The sequence below is a fragment of the Microcoleus sp. BROC3 genome, from assembly GCF_036702515.1.
Lineage (GTDB): Bacteria > Cyanobacteriota > Cyanobacteriia > Cyanobacteriales > Microcoleaceae > Microcoleus.
Window position 1 is genome coordinate 21,841 of sequence record NZ_JAUBTQ010000023.1, and the last position, 21,111, is coordinate 42,951.

General features: G+C 45.0%; 14 protein-coding genes. 4 read left to right on the plus strand and 10 right to left on the minus strand.

Annotated elements, in window-relative coordinates; all coding sequences use genetic code 11:
• Window positions 1-303 precede the first annotated feature (303 nt).
• Window positions 304-1,332, plus strand: a complete 1,029-nt coding sequence (purM, locus tag QUB30_RS16215) for a phosphoribosylformylglycinamidine cyclo-ligase (RefSeq protein ID WP_333334965.1) — start codon at window positions 304-306, stop codon at window positions 1,330-1,332.
• A 206-nt stretch (window positions 1,333-1,538) separates the two neighbouring features.
• On the opposite strand, the gene QUB30_RS16220 is transcribed toward purM, so the two are convergent.
• The 3 genes from QUB30_RS16220 to QUB30_RS16230 form a co-directional block, all read right to left on the minus strand.
• The gene (locus QUB30_RS16220) at window positions 1,539-6,242 is read right to left on the minus strand and encodes a DUF4347 domain-containing protein (RefSeq protein ID WP_333334968.1); all 4,704 of its coding nucleotides are present in this window, start codon (window positions 6,240-6,242) and stop codon (window positions 1,539-1,541) included.
• Between the two features lie 535 nt (window positions 6,243-6,777).
• Window positions 6,778-6,975, minus strand: coding sequence for a hypothetical protein (locus tag QUB30_RS16225; protein WP_333334970.1), 198 nt, complete (start codon window positions 6,973-6,975; stop codon window positions 6,778-6,780).
• Window positions 6,976-7,240: 265 nt separating this feature from the next.
• Window positions 7,241-7,495: a hypothetical protein gene (locus QUB30_RS16230; protein WP_333334972.1), complete on the minus strand. Its 255-nt coding sequence runs from the start codon at window positions 7,493-7,495 to the stop codon at window positions 7,241-7,243.
• 415 nt (window positions 7,496-7,910) lie between these two features.
• Here QUB30_RS16230 and QUB30_RS16235 point away from each other — a divergent pair, with 415 nt between their 5' ends.
• Both QUB30_RS16235 and QUB30_RS16240 read left to right on the plus strand, forming a co-directional pair.
• On the plus strand, window positions 7,911-9,374 hold the full coding sequence (locus tag QUB30_RS16235) for an ABC transporter substrate-binding protein/permease (protein ID WP_333334974.1): 1,464 nt from the start codon (window positions 7,911-7,913) through the stop codon (window positions 9,372-9,374).
• On the plus strand, window positions 9,340-10,089 hold the full coding sequence (locus tag QUB30_RS16240; protein WP_333334977.1) for an amino acid ABC transporter ATP-binding protein: 750 nt from the start codon (window positions 9,340-9,342) through the stop codon (window positions 10,087-10,089). Before QUB30_RS16235 ends, QUB30_RS16240 begins: the two co-directional genes overlap by 35 nt.
• A 159-nt stretch (window positions 10,090-10,248) precedes the next feature.
• Here QUB30_RS16240 and QUB30_RS16245 read toward each other — a convergent pair whose 3' ends face one another.
• From QUB30_RS16245 to QUB30_RS16260, 4 genes are all read right to left on the minus strand, one after another.
• Window positions 10,249-10,974: a hypothetical protein gene (locus tag QUB30_RS16245; RefSeq protein WP_333334980.1), complete on the minus strand. Its 726-nt coding sequence runs from the start codon at window positions 10,972-10,974 to the stop codon at window positions 10,249-10,251.
• Window positions 10,975-10,992: 18 nt separating this feature from the next.
• Window positions 10,993-12,300 carry a glutathionylspermidine synthase family protein gene (locus tag QUB30_RS16250; protein ID WP_333334983.1) on the minus strand — a complete coding sequence of 436 codons (1,308 nt, stop codon included), beginning with the start codon at window positions 12,298-12,300 and terminating at the stop codon, window positions 10,993-10,995.
• 280 nt (window positions 12,301-12,580) lie between these two features.
• Window positions 12,581-13,234 (minus strand): DUF1190 domain-containing protein, encoded by a 654-nt coding sequence (locus QUB30_RS16255; RefSeq protein ID WP_333334986.1) that lies wholly within the window; start codon window positions 13,232-13,234, stop codon window positions 12,581-12,583.
• A gap of 214 nt (window positions 13,235-13,448) precedes the next feature.
• Window positions 13,449-14,510, minus strand: coding sequence for a UPF0104 family protein (locus QUB30_RS16260; protein ID WP_333334990.1), 1,062 nt, complete (start codon window positions 14,508-14,510; stop codon window positions 13,449-13,451).
• A 383-nt stretch (window positions 14,511-14,893) separates the two neighbouring features.
• Here QUB30_RS16260 and QUB30_RS16265 point away from each other — a divergent pair, with 383 nt between their 5' ends.
• A complete protein-coding gene (locus QUB30_RS16265; protein ID WP_333334992.1) occupies window positions 14,894-16,939 on the plus strand; it encodes a S8 family serine peptidase in 2,046 nt (681 codons plus the stop codon).
• Window positions 16,940-17,070: 131 nt separating this feature from the next.
• Here QUB30_RS16265 and QUB30_RS16270 read toward each other — a convergent pair whose 3' ends face one another.
• From QUB30_RS16270 to QUB30_RS16280, 3 genes are all read right to left on the minus strand, one after another.
• Complete coding sequence (locus tag QUB30_RS16270) at window positions 17,071-17,550, minus strand: hypothetical protein (RefSeq protein ID WP_333334994.1); 480 nt, start codon at window positions 17,548-17,550, stop codon at window positions 17,071-17,073.
• A 152-nt stretch (window positions 17,551-17,702) separates the two neighbouring features.
• The gene (locus QUB30_RS16275) at window positions 17,703-19,343 is read right to left on the minus strand and encodes a glycosyltransferase family 39 protein (protein WP_333334997.1); all 1,641 of its coding nucleotides are present in this window, start codon (window positions 19,341-19,343) and stop codon (window positions 17,703-17,705) included.
• Between the two features lie 17 nt (window positions 19,344-19,360).
• Window positions 19,361-20,989, minus strand: a complete 1,629-nt coding sequence (locus QUB30_RS16280) for a glycosyltransferase family 39 protein (protein WP_333335000.1) — start codon at window positions 20,987-20,989, stop codon at window positions 19,361-19,363.
• Window positions 20,990-21,111 lie beyond the last annotated feature (122 nt).

Genomic DNA, 21,111 nt, shown 5'->3' on the forward strand with positions numbered 1-21,111 from the left:
TCATACTCGATCCGCAATTTGTGTTTTGTTCACGAACTGCAACAGACTACCACAAACTTTTACGGTTGGGGATCGCTCACAGCACGAAATTTACCAAAAATCGAGCGAATATTGACGGATATCGGTCTCAGATAATGCTTGAGTTCAAGTGCTTACAGCCGTTTCAGCAATTCCAGAAAAGTTTACAAAAATTTACAAAAATTTAGAGTGTTTCGTGGGCTGCCGAATGGCTAGTGTTAAAAAAGCTGTTTGTCAACTGTTATGGGCATAAACTAAAAACTGGAAATCGATGCAGGCGGACTTATGGATTATCGAGAAGCAGGTGTGGATGTTGAAGCGGGTAGAGCTTTTGTCTCGCGGATCGGGAGTATGGTCAAGAGTACGCACCGATCGGGAGTTTTGGGCGGATTCGGCGGGTTTAGCGGTTTTTTCAGCGTTCCGGAGGGTTTAAAAGAGCCGGTGATGGTTTCGGGTACTGACGGCGTTGGAACTAAGTTGAAATTGGCCCACAATCTCGATCGGCACGATACGGTAGGTATAGACTTGGTGGCGATGTGCGTCAACGACGTGCTGACATCCGGGGCCGAACCCCTCTTTTTTCTCGATTATTTGGCGACGGGAAAGTTAAATCCCGAACAATTAGCTGCGGTGGTGGCCGGGATAGCTGACGGTTGCAAGCAAGCGGGCTGTGCTTTGCTCGGAGGAGAAACGGCAGAAATGCCTGGTTTTTACCAAGCGGGTGAGTACGATTTGGCTGGATTTTGCGTGGGAATTGTCGAAAAGAGCAAATTGTTGGACGGTTCGCGGGTGCAGGTGGGAGATGTGGCTGTGGGGCTGGCAAGTTCGGGCGTGCACAGCAACGGTTTTAGTTTGGTGAGAAAAATTGCGGGCGATTGCGGTTTTGATTGGAATTCCCAGCCTGAACAGTTAGGTGGCAAAAGTTTAGGAGAAGTGCTGCTAACTCCGACTAAAATTTATGTTAAACCAGTCCTCGAAGCAATTAAGAGCGGTCTAGAAATTCACGGCATGGCTCACATTACGGGCGGCGGTTTGCCGGAAAATTTGCCCCGCTGTTTGGGAGGAAATCAATCTGTGAAAATTGACAGCAATAGCTGGCCAAATTTGCCGATTTTCCAGTGGATTGCTGAAGCAGGACAAGTTGCAACAGCAGATATGTTCAATACTTTTAATATGGGGATTGGGTTTGTGCTGTTGGTCGCTCCCAGGGAAGTAGAACAGGCTGTTAAATGGTTTGAATCTCAGGGAATTGGTGCGTTTGCGATCGGCGAAGTGATTGACGGCAAGGGAGAATTAATAATGGGTAAGGAGTAATAGGTAATTAGTAAGAAGCAATCGCAGGATCTGAACATTGCTTCGCCCTGTGTACTCATATACATCATAAATCTGCGTTCATCTGCGTTCATCTGCGTTGATCTGCGGTTAAAATTATACTTCTCAAAGTAACCGCAGAGGACGCAGAGGATACAGAGAAAGAAAGAGACAAAGGAATTCACAACTGATGGCTGGTTGCTGTAAGTCTAAATGAAAGTGACATCTGCCACATTAATATTGCTAGCAGAAACCCCATTTAAAACAGCTATAATTTCCCCCGTCTGCACAAACTGAATCACTGTTGCACCGCTATTTTCGGTAACAGTTAATTGCTCGAATGTCAAGCCTTTATGTAGCATCAGCAAATCTTTTCCATCTTCAAAATCGGCAATAATATCGATACCAGAATTGGCTGACAGTAAAAAGCGATCGCTCCCAGCACCTCCAATTAAACTATCATCCCCCAAACCGCCCATCAGAGTATCATTACCTTGGCCGCCAATCAAAGTATCATTTCCCTCGCATCCGTCTAGCAAATCATTGCCAGCACCTCCTGTCAGACAATCATTGCCAGCACCTCCGCAGAGAGTATCATCACCCAAATTGCCGTAGAGAGAATCCTCGCCTTCGCTGCCGAAGATTATATCATTTCCTCTGCCTCCAAATGCGATATCGCTGCCTTTACCACCGTCGATAAAATCAGCACCTTCACCGCCAAAAATTAAGTCGTCGTCTTCTTTACCATTTATTGAATCATTGCCGCGATTTCCGAAGATGATATCTTCGCCTTCACCGCCAACAATGATGTCATTGCCCTTGCCACCAAAAAGGATATCATCTCCCTTCTTGCCGTCTAGAAAATCATTGCCTCGGTTGCCGTAAAGGATGTCGTTTTCTTCACCGCCGTAGAGGTTGTCATCGCCTAAAGCGGCATCGAAAATATTCGGATTTTGACTGCCGTAAAAAGCATCATTTTTCGGTGTACCAAACTGAATTGCACTGCTACCATTGCCGTTGATAATATTGTCAGCTTGGTTTGGGCGATCGACTTTTGGATACTCAATAGTATTGCAAATGCAATCAGTATCACTGCCTGGTGTAACAACAGGTACTGATGGTGTTGGCGTCGGAGTTTCCTCAGGTGTTGGCGTCGGAGTTTCCTCAGGCGTCGGCGTCGGAGTTTCCTCAGGCGTTGGCGTCGGAGTTTCCTCAGGCGTCGGAGTCGGAGTTTCCTCAGGCGTCGGCGTCGGAGTTTCCTCAGGCGTCGGCGTCGAAGTTTCCTCAGGCGTCGGAGTCGGAGTTTCCTCAGGCGTCGGAGTCGGAGTTTCCTCAGGCGTCGGCGTCGGAGTTTCCTCAGGCGTCGGAGTTTCCTCAGGCGTCGGAGTTTCCTCAGGCGTCGGAGTTTCCTCAGGCGTCGGCGTCGGAGTTTCCTCAGGCGTCGGAGTTTCCTCAGGCGTCGGCGTCGGCGTTTCCTCAGGCGTCGGAGTTTTCTCAGGCGTCGGCGTCGGCGTTTCCTCAGGCGTCGGAGTTTCCTCAGGCGTCGGCGTCGGCGTTTCCTCAGGCGTCGGAGTCGGAGTTTCCTCAGGCGTCGGAGTCGGCGTTGGTGGAGTGGGCGTCGGCGTCGGAGTTTTCTCAGGCGTCGGAGTCGGAGTTTCCTCAGGCGTCGGCGTCGGAGTCGGTGGAGTGGGCGTCGGAGTCGGTGTTGGTGGAGTGGGCGTCGGCGTTGGTGGAGTGGGCGTCGGAGTCGGTGTTGGTGGAGTGGGCGTCGGAGTCGGCGTTGGTGGAGTGGGCGTCGGCGTTGGTGGAGTGGGCGTCGGAGTCGGCGTTGGTGGAGTGGGCGTCGGAGTCGGCGTTGGTGGAGTGGGCGTCGGCGTCGGTGGAGTGGGCGTCGGAGTTAGTGCGTTGACGGTAATATTCACACGATCGCTATCGGTTTGAGCACCGCCTAATTCTGGAGCTCCGCGATCGTTTGTCGTCAAAGTCAGCGTATCCGTTCCCACAAAGTTCGGATTCGGCGTATAAGTTAAACCCTCCAAAGCAGCATTAATATCAGCCTTTTTTCCCGTATAAATTAGGCTGTTGCTGCCATTCCCCGATCCGGTAACTCCCGTCAGCGACTTGAGTGTAAGAGTCCCGCTGGTAACGCTGAGATTAACTTCCACCGACTCGCTATCTGCATCCGATACAGAGATACTATTGCCGTTGCTAGCAGAAAAGATGCGAGGAGTATTTTGATTCGTCGTTTCTTTGCCGATATCAGTCGCAATGTCTACACTCCAACTAGCAATATTTCCTGGAGTAGTAGCATTGGAAGCTTTACCATTCTCTTGGTTGGCATCAACTGCATACAATTTCCAAGTGCCGTTGGGGTTAGTTTTATTAAAAACAGAAAGAGTCGAACCGTAAGGCCCTTCTGGTGCTCCTGTCGGTGTTGGCGTATTGTTGTTATACAAAAAGGGATAAACATCAAGAAAACCGTTCAGGGAATAGTTAGTCGGTTTGTAAGTTCCTGAAGCGATAGTTGGTACTGTAACAACAGGAAAACTAGAAAGAAAAGAGGCTGCATTATCATCCAACTTCAGTGTGACGTTGTTGAGTGGTTCAGATGGAACGTGAGACATTAAGACAACATTTTGTCCCTCAGGTCCAACTAGCAAGAGGTTGATGTTCTGCGGTCCACCATTGACAGAGTTAGAAGTTTTAACATTGTTAAGAGTGATCGTAACGCTGTCTACTTTTCCTGTTACACCTGAAACGTTAATAGGAGACGGATATGGTGTCGCTAAAACGTTATATACAAAGTCTCCGCTGTTGATGGTAATGTTATTCGGGTTAGTTGTAGTGGTGGTGGTTCTTCCCGGTATTGAATTAATAGGAGATTGATTGCGACGGGAAAATTCCGAGGTATCGCCTGTAGTTTTGTTAGTAGCAGTAGCAGCGAGAACCTGTTTGCCTGCTACTGGAGTGTAGGCGAAGTTGATATTAGCATTGCCAGCGCTATCTGTAGTAACGTCTTGGAAGCCAAGGAAATTTTGACCTTGACCTGCACCTGCTGGGTCATAACTGCTATTAGCAAAGAATTCAACGCGGAAGTTGGCATTAGGAGTGCTGTTGAGAATGCCGCCGATTGTATTGCTACTAACTGAGGTCAGAACGGGGTAATTTTGCAGGTTGTTGCTGCCTGTATCCGCGTCGCCTAAATCGTTAGGAGTGACGCCATTATTACCGATTAAGTCAATACCTAAACGTTTGTTGTTAAAAATGCTATTGCCTTGTATGGTGTTACTGTTGGCATTTTTACTAAGAACCTCAATACCGCTGCCATTATTGTTAGCAATGATATTACCTTCTCCCGGTGCAGTGCCACCGATAGTATTATTCGAGTTTTGGCCTAAGAGAAAAATGCCATCACCCTTGTTACCTAAAGCTATTGTCCCCGTGGTATCAGTCCCGATGTAGTTGCCAGTAATTTTGGTGTTTGTGACACCTTCCTGCACAACAAATATGCCTGTAAGGCCGTTGCCCGAGATGACGTTGCGGGAGATAATATTACCTGTTATAGGCGTGACATTAGGAGGATTATTTTGAGTGTAATTTTGGATTCTGATCCCACTGGTAGTGTTCCCCACAGCAGTGGTACCGCTAATATCAGTGCCAATGTAGTTATCTTGGATGGTATTGTTATTAGTTGTCACCAGAATGCCGTTGCCAGTAAAATTTGCGCCCTTTCCAAATCCGTTAATAACCAATCCTTGAATGGTACTGCCACTGGAATCTTCTGCGCCGCCAAAAGGGCTTTTGCCTAACTCTAAACCAGTGACAGAAGTAGAGTTTACAGATGAGGAGCCTGGTTGTTGTACAAAACTGCCATTAAGTTCAATTATCGGTTTGCCAACATATCCTTGAGATTTGCCATTGATAATAACTGGGCTGGTGATGACAGGTAAGGCTTGATTAAGGATAATGGTATAAGGAGCAGGGTTGGAAATCTCAAAGTTAATTGTGTCTAATCCGGGAGTGGAATTAGCTTGGGTGATCGCATCTCTTAGAGAACCTGTACCGCTATCGGAAGTATTAGTAACGCGATAAATAGCCAAAACAGACGCATAATTTTGCATCGCGTTTGACTCGAACGCTAGGGGCGATTTAATGTTGCCGATTTTTTCTTCTAGTTCCCAATTGCCACCTAATTTTGCACTCCCCGTGAGATGCTTGGATGCGGCGATATTTGCACCGGTTAGAGATGCAATGCGGTGGAGGAATTGGAAACCATCTACGGCTGGTTCATCGAGTCCGTCGGGGGTTGAAACCCCCGTCTCATAGCAAAAGTCTTCTAAGGCTGGTTCATCGAGTCCGTCGGGGGTTGAAACCCCCGTCTCATAGCAAAAGTCCTCTTTAGAGGATTGTTTAATGAAATTGTTTTTAGTCGGTTTCCACCAACTTTCGCTTTGAGACAGGGAATAAATTCCCTGGCGGACTTTCTGACAAGCGCGGGATGCTGCTGCTACATTGCAGCCGTAAATTAGGATGTCTGCATCAATTGTTAAAGCGCGCCGCCATTGCTGCAATTGCTTGCTATAAGCTTCTAGGTTATCGACAGACAGTCTGGTTTTACCGAGTTGCAAGCTTCCCGGTTCGCCGTGGGAAACTAGATGAATGCTATCAATATTAGTGCGATTCGCTAGCACTTCGCTAATTTGTTCGACTCCATCTATGTGGGAGTCGATAATTATTGCTTCTACTCCCGATTTCACTCCATCTAGGAGATTTTGATAGTCTGCTACTGCTGCATCGATAAATACTATTGTACTGGGGTTATTGGGGCGATCGCTCTTTTCCCCAAAACTCTCATTGCCCGCGTTGATTTGATTTGGAAGTTGGAGCGATCCTGCTGATAAAACTGATATCATGGCTGTGTACCCTGTGGTCTAAAGTTAACAATTTTTCATAAATCCAGGACTAGCATACCCGAACTCAAAAAAAACAGTTTCTTGGACGGTACAAATACCTAAGATTGTGATTTTTATGAGAGCAACTCGGTTTATGTGCAAGTCTTAAATTTATTAATTCAGACTCTATTATTTGTGGCTTTGTTCTTGATGAACCCAAACAGATTATTTGACACATTTTTTCTTAAGTCAACTATACCCAGCATACGTACGTATGCAAAAAATCTTAATAAAAATACATAATTTTGACTACTGCTAATCGGGGCAAGTCCGCTGGCCTCATAGACAGCGTATTCCAGGTTTATTAACTACAGTAGCAGCGATTAACCAGTTTTTGAAGTGCTTAGTATTGACAAAATAAGCGTGCAGTTGCAGGTAAAATGTCAATTATATTGGTAGTTGTTAGCGATAAATGACGTAAAAAATCTTTTAAGTGTGATCCATAATTGGCTCTGATTCAAGTTAGGATTTTGGAGGATAAAAATTTATAACACGGTTAACCAGCAACTTGAACAAATGGTTTAATTACCGCCAAGTGATGAGCTGGTATATTATCTATGACAACGACGATAACCTCCATAAGTTTTGTGCTAAAAAAATCAAAATAAAAATTTAATTTTTTGCCATTTCTAGACCACTTTAGCGTCATTAATGCTACTACTTTTTTAAAGCTAGTTGCTGGGCAAACTGTCACCTAAGTTCCATCTTAAATGGTTGTAAATTATACACTATACTACCATATATTGAACGTGTGTGAATTCGTTTAAACCCAATAAAATTCCTATGCAATCCCAAAAAAAGATTTTTTTTAATCGATTTTTTTTACTTTATTTCAATAAGGAACAGGTCAAAATTTGCACTGTGTCGATCGCCCGACTGACTGTGACCTCGTGTCTTTGTTTGCGTGCGCGTCAGATGCACTTTTTATTATCTGAAGAGACACATCATACTAGGAAGATTCAGATTGCTTGTGGCTCAAATAACCAATATTCTGACTCATGTGCTATCAAGATATTTTTCCACCATCTGGCCCAATTTAGTTGTGCAGGAGTATAACACACTTTTAAGGCTTCCACGCGTTTTTTTTGGTTGAACATGACAGTCGTTTGTTTGTGTTTTAAGACTTTTGCAATTAACGCTTTACTCATCTCTAATCGTGCGGCTACTCTCCTACTTAATCTATTACGTTTTTGATAAACTTTAAGTGTTTTCACACAAAAGTGTATCGAAAATTTATTTTTTTTGTTTAGGTACTGAATACAGCAGATCCCGTATAAATGGAATATACGGTAGAATTAAATATACCGCTCACAACAATGATAAAAATACAATATTGGTGGTATTTTTGCGGACAGAATTGAGTTTATAAACTGTTAGAAATTGTGCATCATGTACATTTTGTAAATATAAAATAGTGCCACAATTATCTATCTTTATTCCGGGACACAGTAATACGTTCCCAAGCATTTTTTTTCCTTATTAAAGACTAATCAGGTCTTTTTTTTATTCATAAAACTTGGTTTCTGGCAACCGGTGCGCCCAGGATTATGTATTCCTTGAGAATGGTAGCTTGTTTGTGATTTGTGGTATATTTTGTGGGCGAGGGGATGTTTTAGGACAATGTTCGATATGAAACGTTTAAAATTAAAATCAATGCTGGCGGCGGCGATCGCGATCGCCTTTTGTTTAATTGCGATCGCCAGCTACGCCCAAGCCAACAAGACTTTAACACTGGCGACTTCCCCAGACTACCCGCCCTATGAATTTAAAGATACGGCTGTTAGCGGCAACGAAATCATCGGTTTTGACATCGACATTGCCAAATATATTACTAAAGAATTAGGCTACGAACTCAAAGTAATTGGCATGGATTTTAACGGCTTAATTCCCGCTTTGCAGGCGGGAAGAGCCGATTTTGTCATGGCTGGAATGACTCCCACAGCAGAAAGGAAGAAAAATGTTGATTTTTCTGAGCTTTACTACGAAGCTCAAAATACAATTGTCGCCAATAAAGGCAGCAATTTGACCAAAGCTCAAGATTTAGCCGGGAAAAAAGTAGGCGTTCAACTCGGAAGCATTCAGCAGGAAGCTGTGAAAAAAATGCCCGGTGTGCAACTGGCTGCCCTCAATAGAATTCCTGACATCATTCAAGAAATTAAATCGAACCGCATCGCCGCAGGAGTGATCGAGGATACTGTCGCTACGGGTTATGCAGCCGCGAACCCGGACTTGGAATTTAACACAATCCCGAATACTGAAGAAAGCGGTTCGGCGATCGCCTTTAGCAAAGGTTCGAGATTAGTTCCAGAGTTCAACCGAGTCCTCCAACAAATGAAAGCCAGCGGTCAAATTAAGGAACTAGCTACTAAGTGGTTTTCTCGGCCGATTCCGCAAGAACAGGCTCAAGCAAATCAGCCTCCGGTAGCGCCCAAGTTCGGGTTAGATTTTGGCAAAATCGTGCCGAGTTTGCCTTATATTTTGTCCGGGCTTTGGGTAACGCTAACTTTTACCTTGCTGTCGGCATTTCTCGGATTTATCTGGGGAATCGTCCTGTCTCTGTTTAAGATTTCTAGCATTAAACCGCTGTTCTGGTTTGCCACTGCTTACACCTCAATTTTTCGCGGAACACCGCTAATTTTGCAGTTGACTTTAGTTTATTTTGCAACGCCGCAGCTTACGGGCTATAATATATCTGCGCTGCAAGCTGGCGTAATTACTTTTTTCCTCAATTCTGGGGCTTATATTTCCGAAACAATCCGCGCCGGAATTCAAGCCGTAGATAAAGGTCAAAAAGAAGCTGCAGAATCCCTTGGCGTTCCCTACAAACTGATGATGGGCGATATTATCCTGCCGCAAGCCTTGAAAAACATCTTGCCTGCATTGGTGAATGAAAGTATTGCTTTGCTGAAGGATTCGGCTTTAGTTTCAGTAATTGGCGTAGAAGACTTGCTGCGCCGCGCTACAATTGTGGGAGCAGAAAAGTATATTTACTTTGAACCTTTGATATTTGTCGGCGCAATTTATTATTTGATGGTGCTTAGTTTAACTTGGGGGGCAAATGTACTCGAACGTAGACTCCAAAGTAGCAGTTAAGGTCGATCGCCTGTATAAATCTTTTGGCAATCTGAAGGTTTTGCGCGAGATAACTACTGAGATTCATAAAGGAGAAGTGATTGCCATTATCGGCCCTTCTGGGTGCGGCAAATCTACTTTTTTGCGGTGTTTGAATTTACTGGAAATTCCGACTTCGGGACACATCTACATTGACGGAGTGGATATTACTTTGCCGAAGGCAGATATTATGAAAATCCGCCAGAAAGTAGGGATGGTTTTTCAGCATTTCCACTTGTTCCCGCACATGACTGTGCTGCAAAATGTGATCTATGCGCCTGTAAAGGTGAAGCAGGTGGCTAAGGATGAGGCGCGTCTGAAGGGGTTAGAATTGCTGGAAAAAGTGGGTTTGTCAGATAAGGCCCAGGTTTATCCTTCTAAGCTTTCGGGGGGACAAAAACAGCGGGTGGCGATCGCCCGCTGTTTGGCTATGGAACCGGAAATTTTGTTGATGGACGAACCGACTTCTGCACTCGATCCAGAAATGGTTAAAGAAGTGTTAGATGTGATGAAAGCTTTGACGCAAACGGGAATTACGATGGCAATTGTAACTCACGAAATGGGTTTTGCGCGGGAAGTCGCGCACCGGATATTGTTTTTGGATGGCGGAAAGGTGGCGGAAGATGTACCGCCGCAGGAGTTTTTTAGCAACCCAAAGTGCGATCGCGCCAAGCAATTTCTGGAAAAAATGCTTTAATTCATATAAGAATTAGAGTTTTTAACCGCAGAGGACACAGAGGACACAGAGAGAGTTAGAAGAGAAAGAGAAAGTTGCGGTAGGGTGCGTCAGTTTGAGATGCTCGATCGCCACGGAAAGTATAATAATGTTGATTCGAGGATTAACTTGGTAATTCTGTTAGAAAAAAGAGAGAATTCTTTGAATCACCTGGGAATTAAAATTTTTCGGAAAGCGGTCTCTTTCCTGAGCGTGATCGAGAAAGAAAGTCTTGGGATAATAAGCAAGATCGGCTTCCATCTCGCTAATCTTTTCTAATAAGGGTTCGATCCGATCGATTTTGTCGGGATGGCGATGTTGGATGAGAGTCGCAGCATTCCTAAAATGCCGCCCCTCATCCTGCGTCACCAAATGTCCTACGCGAGCAAAGCCGTTCCCATAGTGTTGGTAGAATTCCTTAATATCCCGGTGATAAGACCACACGGAACCCATTTCGTCAAACATTAAACCAACTAGAATGGTGAATTCGTTCTCAATCAGAAACGAGATCGGTTCGAGTTCATGCACCCGACTCTGGTTTTTTTGGTCGATCGCCTCTGGGGACAAACCTGATACCATGTGATAGACCTTACGCAGAGCAACGTAGTGCCGTAATTCGTCTTGCAGCCAAAGTTCGATCGCGCTCATGAATTCTAACGAGAACTCCGAACTGCGAGAGAGCAGATGCTCGTAGAGTGGCTGACTGTCTCCCTCAGAGAACACATCTCGGCTCAGGAGATCCATAAATCCAGCCTGAATTGTAGGCGCGACTTCGGGAATTTTCAACTCATCGGCAATAAATTCATCTACACTCCACTCACTGCTAAGAATCGGAATTCCCCGGACATCATGAGTTTGTAATTTCATAGTTTTTCTGATTAGAAGTTAAGTATTCACCAGACGATCGCTCACGATATGCGGAACGATTAAGCAATGTCGTCCGGTGATCGGATTGGTATCTCCGCGCAATACGATGCCGGAGGGAGTATCGCCGACAATCCAGGAACCTACGACGAAGTGGTAGCCAAAATATTCGGGCAAGGGTTGATAGGACTGAATAATGAATCCTTCGCGATCGTAGCCCATCGCCTCGCGGGAGTGAACGGCTCCGGCAACAAAATCGCCTGTTTCAATAGAAACCCCAACACCTTCTAGACCGACGAGGGGCTTTTTGACGTGCATTTGGGTCAGTAATGCTGTGGATTCGATCGAGATAGTATCTGTGAAGAAAGTGGGTAGCAAGAATTGAGCGTACACTGGGTGGCTGCCAAATAATTCCCACATCCACACCATCGCTCCTTTATTGCTTAAAATCTGTTTCCACAGCGGTTCAATGATTTTCACGTCCCCTGCTATCAGGCGCGATGCTAGGGCTTCATCTGCGTTAAAGGATTGGCTGGCGAGTTGCAAATCCAGCCAATCGACGATTTTCCACAGCCGCAAGATCCGATTATTGAATTGATCGACAAAAAATCCTTCTTCATCCACGCCCAGATGGTTACGCAATCCTACAAGTTGGGTGAAAAAGCGATCGTTTCCCAATTCTTGATTAATAATTTCGACCAGTTGTCCTGCCATCTCGGTATCTTCTGACAGATGCTCGTCAATTAACAAGCTCAGACCGAACTGCTTTAAATCATAATGACGACTTAGAGTGCGGAATCGACCCGCAACTTCGTCCCAAAAGTTGTTGAACTGATTGGCATCGTTGGGGAGCGATCGCAAATCTCGGCTTGGTTTTTTCATGTCATCTAACCACAGCCATTGATAGACTGTTTCTGCACCCAAGAGAGGAGTTTCCCCGTTGATTTCTAGAAGGCTAATTTTTCCATCTTCAGTGACGGCAAGATCGAAACGGGTATAAAGAGACATATCTTCTGCTTCGTCAACCCGATCCCACGAAACCTGAATTGCTTCCCAGAAAGCAGGGGGAATCGCGAGTTTTTTCATCCGATTTTCTAAGCCATCAGCGGTGAAAAACCAGTCCAAAAACTCCCGACACATATCCCAAAGAGCCTCAGTAGCATCCCAGATCCTCGCCTCTTCCTGGCGCGAAAACATCACCCCAAAGGGACGGTGTAAGGCTTCTGCCCAGTAGCGTTGGTTGATGTCTGCAAGAGGCTGACATTGGTAGGCATTATCTAATACGTGCTGCTGCCAGTTGCGTCGTCGCTGAAACAAAAAGGGATACATGGTTGAAGCGCCTTGCTAGTGGTGTGGAACTCAAGGATCTACAAAAACAGAGAAAACAACTAGAGAAAAAATAGTTGTGGGATGAATCGCCGCTCAAAAATGCTTGCATCATATCAATTCCGGCTGCGCCGGAATGATATCAAATCCGTGCTTCATCGTCGGGCGTAAAGTCGAATCCCGAGGCCAACAAATAATTCGCGCACTTTTCATTTTTTTGACTCACAGTCAACAGTCAACAGTCAACAGTCAACAATGATAAGGAGTGCAACCGGAATCGATGTCACTTGCCTCCGCTTCCCAAAGGAGCCGTGGAGCGGACAGAAGTACCAAAGCTCCCTCGTCCCTTGATGGTTCCCCGAGCTGCGTGGCCTGGGGGGCGATTTGGGGTGTCGCGACTGGAGGAAAAATAGGGAGAATCTAGCGGTATGCCCTGTAGGGGACGAGTAATCTGGGTTCTATCTGGAGTTACAATTCCGATGTAGGAGCGGTAAACGGGTTGCACTGGATAAATCGTGTAGGAGCCGCCGTTGACGCCGTTGACCACTGTTGGAGGGGCATCATCATCGACATCATCGGTGAAATAGAAGCCGCCGAACTCTGGTCGCCATCCGGGGGTAGCAACGCTGGAATTCGATACCTGCGAGCAAATGCTTGCTGTGTCTTCTTGGCATTCTGGCTGCGTGCGATACACGGGCGTAATGCGTTCGTATTCCTGCATTGCGTACCGGAACTGGGCCTGACACTGCTCTTTGGTGAACCCGTTGCTTTGGTTCGTCGCATCTACAATACATTGCTGTTCGGATTCGTAGTAGCGTACTTCGTTGGGTTGGTGCAACATGGTATAAGCAAGATAGCCTAATCCACCGCTCGCCAGTACACCTGATGTGATTAGAAGGTAACGAATTGTTGTCGTTCGATTGTTGTTATGAGTCATGGCTAACCGGAGGTTAGAGTCATTATTTCAAAGAACCTGTAATGTGATGAATTGGCTGCCACTGAGATGATTGGATTTACACGGTCAGCCCAAGTTCAAGTAATTTACCTCAGTCTGTGAGTTGGCACTCATGACTTGGATTATAGCTTTTACTACATTGCCCGATTCAGGGATTCCTCGATCGCAGCAAATTATCTTCCTCAAATATTTGATTTTAAATTCGCCTTTTTTGACTGCGCTGATTTCGCTGGCGATCGAGCTTTGCTAAAAATGCACCCGAAACATCCGCCAGAATGCTAATTATCCGATACAAAGCCACGGCACTCAAAATTATACCCGTAGAAAAGCGATCGGACAACAGGGCGATCGCCGTTGCTTCAAATACTCCCATTCCCCCCGGTGCTCCCGGTACGACTAAACCGACAACAAACGCAAAACAAAAAGCACCGAACAAGTTGGGAATATTGCTAAAGTTCACCGGAGTTAAAGCCGTTACAGTTAGCAAAAATCCGCAGCCCCGCAATCCGATAAAACACATTTGTCCGATTAACGGCACTAAAGGATAGCGTTTAATTGGCAAATTATTTTTGTGGCGCGACTTGACATTCGATCTTTTTTTAGCTAGATTGGAGCTAGACTCTACACGAAAATTCAGTCCCTCGCCCGCCGCCTCTTCAGCCTTTGAATTTTCCCCATTGTTCTTAGATAACTTCAACCGCTCTACAAAGAGAACGATCGGATTTAAAATTCGGGGATGAATCGCCGTTAAAATAGCAGCACAACCGACAATCCGCAACAACCAATTGATTTTATCAAAACAAATCAACCCAATCAAAACGCCCGCCGAAGCCATCAGCAGCGGTTCCAGCAACACGCTGAGAGTAGCAGCTTTCGGGAAAATGCCGGCATTTTTGGCGTCCAATATTCGACCCCAAAAATGCCAAATATTCCCCGGCAAATACTTGGCAATATTAGTTTTGAGAAAAACTTGAATCGCCCACGCGGCAGTTACAGGTTGGCGGAATTCCCGCAAAATCAACATCCACACCCAGCCGACAAAAATTAGAGAAAATAAAGTGACGCCAAGGGCGATCGCCAGCAACGGAAAACTTTCGGCTCGAATTTGGATATTCGCGACTTCTCGCCAGTGAGTAAAAAAAGCTTTGGCAATAAATAAAAACGTCCCGCCCAAAATCAAATAGCGCAAATAAGGCTTTAAATGCGACTTCGCGAGGTTGAAAAAATTCTGAATTCGATGCAAGTGTGGTTTTCCCATTTTCCGATCCCGATTTTGAATTTGGGATTAAGTTATACTGTTTTAGATTTTATATTTTAGAGGGGCTAAGGCGGAATTGTGGTTGATTTACACGGCATGATATGACGGAATAAATCTGTTTAACCTGAGATGTTTCACCCTTGTCAAGAACGGGCAAGATGCCCGTTCCACAAAAAATGAATTTTCTCGCTTCACAGGCATCTTGCCTGTTCCTAAACAAGTAATTGAGAATGGTGGAACATCTCAGTTTAACCTAACCTATGCAGGCCTCTACAGACTGTGCTTAATGCCCGCCTTACAGACTATTTAGGGCGTTTTTAACCACAAACTTAAATTTAAAATCTAAAATTTAGATCGATATACCTCGCTAGGAGTACATTTCTATGCCCGGCCCGAGCCCTGACGGTCTTTCCTATCTTTTAGATGATAGCCCCAATAGTTTCGCCTTGACTCCGGGCTTTTTGACTCCTTATCCTAACGGATTTTTTGCCCTCGGCGGCAACGATTTTATTGTCGGTTCGTCGGAAGCCGATCGCATCAGCGGTGATAATGGTAACGATCGCATTCTCGGCGGTGGCAATTCCGATACCCTGTTCGGGGGTGCAGACAACGATGTGCTTAACGGCGGTGTCAGCAGCGACATCCTGTTTGGCGACGGCGGCAGCGATACCTTGCAAGGAGGCAAGGGAGGAGACGCCCTCAACGGCGGCGACGGCAGCGACGTTTTAGTGGGCGATGGGGGCAAAGATACGCTGACTGGGGGTTTGGGCCCAGATACCTTTGTCCTCCGCAGCGATTCAGCAGTCTCCGATCCGGCTGCTGCAGACGTTATTACTGACTTTAACAGTTTTGTGGATTCGATCGGACTGACTGACAACCTTACCGAAGCTGACTTGATTCTCGAAGAAATCTCGATCGCCCCCGGTATTTCCAATACATTAATTAAAATTCGCCAATCCAATGCTATTTTAGGCTTGGTAGCCAACGCATCTCCACAAGACCTTGCCCGTACATTCATCTCTGCAACTACAGTATTGGGAAACCAACTGGATCGAGCTCGCGATTTAGGCGTTTTGGGCGGCACTCAAACGATCGCAGACTCGGTTAGCAACGCCCGGCCAGACGGCCTTTACCGCTTTACTTTGCCTGCAACTAGCGACTTTAAATTAACTGTCAGCGGTTTGACGGCCGATGTTGACGTTGCTCTAATTAAAGATATTAACGGCGACAATTCTATTGACTTCACCGATATTATTGCTTCTTCTCAAGAATCGGATTTATCGCCGGAAGCTATCGACATCAACGGTTTAGCTGCAGGAACTTACTTTGTCCGAGTTTATCAATACCAAGGCAGTACAAATTTCTCCCTCAATCTGTCTGCAACCCCGGCCACTGTTTCTGCTAACAATGCGAGCAACTTGCAGGGTTTTGACTCTCGTTTTGGGTTCGGTTTGGTGAATGCAGCGGCGGCAGTTGCTAAAGCTCAAGGTACTGCAACTTTTCCTGATGTTCCCGATTTGGGCGGAGACGAGTGGGGCAGAGATTTAATTAAAGCTCCAGAAGTTTGGGCCCAGGGCTTGACTGGAAACGGAATTGTGGTGGCAGTTATCGACAGCGGAGTTGACTACAATCACCCGGATTTGACCGGGAATATTTGGAGCAATGCGGGCGAAACCGGTGCTGATGCGATCGGTCGCAATAAAGCTAGCAACGGGGTTGATGATGACAACAATGGCTTTGTTGACGATTTCCGGGGATGGGATTTTGTCAACAACGATAATGACCCGTTCGACGATAACAATCACGGCACTCACATCTCGGGTTTAGTTGCTGCGAAAAAAGATGGCGTTGGGATTACTGGAACTGCTCCGACTGCGAAGATTATGCCTTTGAAAATACTCGATGAGGTGGGAGTAGGCAAAATTAGGGATGAAATTAATGCGATTAATTATGCGGTGGCAAATGGAGCGAAGATAATTAATGTGAGTTTGGGCGGTCTACAGTTGAACGATCGAGAATTGGATGCGATTCGAGCGGCCGAAGCTCAAGGCGCGATCGTGATTTCGGCGGCGGGAAATGATGCTCGCCCACAAGCTGATTATCCGGCTCGGTTTGCCAATGAGGTAGGAATTGCTGTCGGTGGTGTTACCCGAAATGGCCTGTTTGCGGATTATTCTAACCGGGCGGGTGCGGAGACAATTAATTACTTTGTTGCTGCCGGCGGCGACGGTGGCAGGGCAGATTCGGGTGACGTTTATTCAACTGTAACGCTTTCTGAACCGGGGATTCCCTATCGATATTTTGCGGGTACTTCCATGGCAGTGCCGCAGGTAGCTGGGGTGATAGCTTTGATGTTGCAGGCTAATCCGAATCTGACTCCTGCTCAAATTAAGAGGATTCTTGCGGAAACTGCCAATCGAGCGGTTTGAATTTGATGCAAGTGCGATCGATCTACAATCCTCAATCTTATACCAATTATTCACTTAGGGACACGCAATGCCGTGTCCTAATCCCCGCGTCGGACGCGGCATTGCCGTGTCCCTACTTTTTAGAATTGGTATTAAAAATTGGCGGCGTAAGTTAAGTCAAATTGGCGGCACAGGGTGATGCAGCAGTAGCTTGGTCGATCGAATACTAACTCGTAATTCATCTCGCCGTCTATTTTGGTGATCGGCTGCTTTAAGGGAATGCCCTGAATGTCGTATTGGCGGCGTTCTAAGGCACTCCAGTCGATAATTTTGAAGTCGATTTGGTTCTGCAACTCTGTTGCGATCAGATATAGGTGCATCTTGTCTTGGACTTTCCCAGTCAGGGGGATTTTTATTAACACTGACTGCGTGACGAGGGGTTTTTGGTCGTTGGGATGCTTCTGGGTGTGGCAGCTTTTGAGTTCTATATCGTAAGGTTCTACCTTGAATTTCTCTCCACTGGCGATCGCAGACGAGTGCAAGTCTTTCAGGCACTTTTCTAGGTGAGGGATCAGCCCTAAGTCTGGATCGCACAGCAGTTTGCGAATATTCGAGGTTTCAGTGACTGTCATTTTAGATTTTTGATGTTATTTTTTGCTTCTTAACTTCTAGCTTAACGCGAAAATAAACCCTATTGAACTATACTTGCGACATACTTCCAAAAACCCCTTTTCTGGGCAGTATGTCTCGGTGAATAAGACATTTTTTGCCTTAATTTTTTAGGTTATTTTTTGGTAATTTTCCATAAATTAAGCTCAACATTAGCGTCAGCCGGCTCTATTTGATAGTTTTGTTGCTGAATTGCCGATCGCAAAGTTGAGGACGGTCTGTATAAAAACAACTCGCTGAAACCACCTGGAATTTGCGGGGATTGCGGTTTTTTCTGTGCCAATTCTCGATTTTTGTAGCAAGAAGTGTAACAGCGCGGTTCTATTAGCAGTTTGACTTTCAGTTCTAGGCGATAACTTAAAGGCATGATATATGCGATATTGGCATCGCTGATAATTAGGGGATTGGTGGCTTGATTGACAGTCTCAGCTACTTCCAACTGGGCGCGCAACCAACCGCTGCCTTTATTCCACCAACTGTCTGCTTGAGAACTAACTCCACCGGATATAATACCTGCAGAAAACAGTGCTACTATAACTATTTTCCACAGTTTTTGCTGTTTGAAGTTATCCAAATTGTTAATAATTTTTGCAGACAGCAGGTAAGCCACTGCTAGCTGAATTCCCACATAACAAGGAACTAAATATCGCGGATTTGCCGATCGCCTTCCACCTTTCATTATATCAGGTACTGCTAAAAACAAAGCAGTTGTTGCAATTAATAACAAGATCAATAACCACACTCGTTTTGGTGTTTGCCGGCACAGAAAATAAAGGGCATAGCCGACTAAAGCTAGAATCATGATACCAACTGGAATTAGCAAGGCTAGTTGTGTGGCGTTGGCAGTTCCATCAATCCCTATATCAAAAAAGGCTATGCTGAGGGAACCCACCCACCTGCTGACTAATCTTAAGAGATTGGTCTGTTCTGACCATACTGTTGTGCTTCTAACTTGATTGAAGTTTTCTACAGTATTTACGAGGGAAGGCATGAAGGCGATCGAAGCGGTAAAAGCTGCGATATAATAAGCAATAAATGTTTTCACATCGCGCCAGTTGGCAATGACTGCGACGTAGATTGCGTGGGCTGCGGCGACGCAGACAAATAACAAGTGGGTGTAAAATCCCAGTGTTGCTGTGACTGCGTAAAGCGCCCAGGAAAGAACGAGGGCGAGAGGATTTTGATTTTCGTCAGGGCGCATTGCTCGCAGCAAGGCTGCACTGGATAAAATAGTAGTTACCGTCCACAAACTGTACTGTCTCGCTTCTTGGGCAAACAAGATGTGATAGGGAGAAATTGCGAAAATTGCGATCGCCATCCACGCTACTGCTGAAGATTCAAATAACTCCCAAGCCAGCCAATAAATTGCGGGAAATAGTAGCAGGCTAATCACGGCGGGCAAACTTCTCATTACGGCAACGGAACTGCCGAACCACTGCGCCCAATATCGAGCTAGTACGTAATACAGCGGCGGGTGTTGGGGGTCTTCTGTTGCTAAAGAATTCAGGGTATCGCTTAAAGTTTTTTCGGAATTTATCTGCTGGTATTTTTGTAAATCCGAGGGCGAGGTTATTTTCTGGTAGGAAATTTGTTTGATGATTTCGGCTTCGGTGTAGCCAGAAACTCTCAAAGAAGTATATGTTTCGTCAATCCAGTAAAATTTGCGATCGAGATTGGCAAACCGCAATAAAATGCCAATTACTAATACAATAACAGCCAGGAAAATCAACCATTTTTGGGGTAGTTTAAAACTCATTTTGACCGACTAAATATTTACTTAATTTTTAATTTATAGAGCCAGATATCTCCGTTTTTTTGACTGTATAGCGGCTCTAACTTATACCTACTATTTGTCGTAATTTTGGTTTTTAATTCAGGGTAAATAGTGTACAAAAATATCTCCTTAAAATTGGGGGGTATTTTAACAATATTCGGCGGCAATACTAAAAATTTAGCTTTTGCATCTATTAAGTAACTCAGAGTTAACAAATTTCCGATCGTATCTACACTGTACACCCACAAGTCGGTTATCATCAATGGCCGAGAAGCTGAGTTGACTGTGCGGGCGATCGGGATGTTAAGATACGATCGGTCTTTATTCCACCAAGAGTCCGATCGCAAATAAATGCTACAGGATATAATTTCTATAGAAAGCAAAGCAGCTAGAGCCAGCCTCCACATCTTGTACAATGGGACTGTCCCTGTCGGAGATGTAATTTTTTCAGCTAGCAGGTAAGCAACAGATATCTGTATTCCTAAATAACAGGGAATCATGTAGCGAGTGTTGATAGAGCGAATCCCTCCTCCAATTAAATCTGCTGGTAAAAATAATACTACTGTCACGCACGTCAATGTCACAACAAACAACCAAAGACGCATTTCTGTCTGATTTAAAAGGAAATAAAAAGAATACCCAACAATTATTAAAACCATCAAAATAGCTGGTAGATTAAATATCCAATATATTCCCGAGAAATCAGAGTACAAGCCCACGTCAAAAAATTGACGGTTAATGTTCAAAAACCAATTTCTTACCAAGTCTAAAACAGGCATTTTTAGAGTTTGCCATTCTGTTTTCTGACTGGCATTGCCCGAATTGTTTAAAAAAACTACAGTCCAAGGAGACAAAGCAATAAATCCTGCAACTGATGCTAGCAAATAGCAAATTACAGTCTTGTTAAACCGGAATTTTTCGATAATTGTTACATAAACTCCATGTCCGACTGCAACCAGTCCAAATAACAGGTGAGAATAACATCCCAGAGCAAGTGTTACTGCATAAATTGCCCAACTGCTATTAGTTTTTAGCCGCATTCCTCTCAGCAAGGCTGCGCTTGACAGTAAAATTACCATTACCAGCAAACTGTAAGGTCGAGCTTCCTGAGCGTAAACTATCTGAAAAGGCGATACAGCTAATATTGCAACTGCGAACCAAGCTGTCAGCGGCGACTCAAATAATTCTAAGCACAGCCAATACATACAAGGTAATGCCAGCACGCTAAAAACCGCTGACATACTTCTAGTTACAGCCACTGAATCGCCGAACATCTGCACCCAAAATCTCGTTGCTATAAAATACAGGGGAGCAAGTTGAGGTTCTTCTAATGCCAATCCTTTTACGGTATCTAAAACGGTTTTTTCTAAATTAATCCGTTGATATTTTTGTAAATATTTAATGTCCCGAATTTCACCGTCAACTACTTGCTGAATAAATTCAGCTTCTGTATAGCCAGAAATCCGCAGGGATGTGTAAGCTTCGTCTATCCAGTAAACTTTATTTCCTAGATTTGCGAAACGAAAAAATATACCTATGACTAATACAACTATAATTAAAAATCGCAGCCACTTGTCAGGTGAAGGGTGTTGAGAATTTTGTCGATCGCGATCTTTAGTAGATTCCATTTTATAACTAGCTAATATCGCAGAATTTTTTTCTTTACCCCACGGTAGGGTGCGCAATGCGCACCCTACCAACTTAACAGCCAGAGAGAGGACTGAAGTCCTCACTGCCAACAAAGGAATGA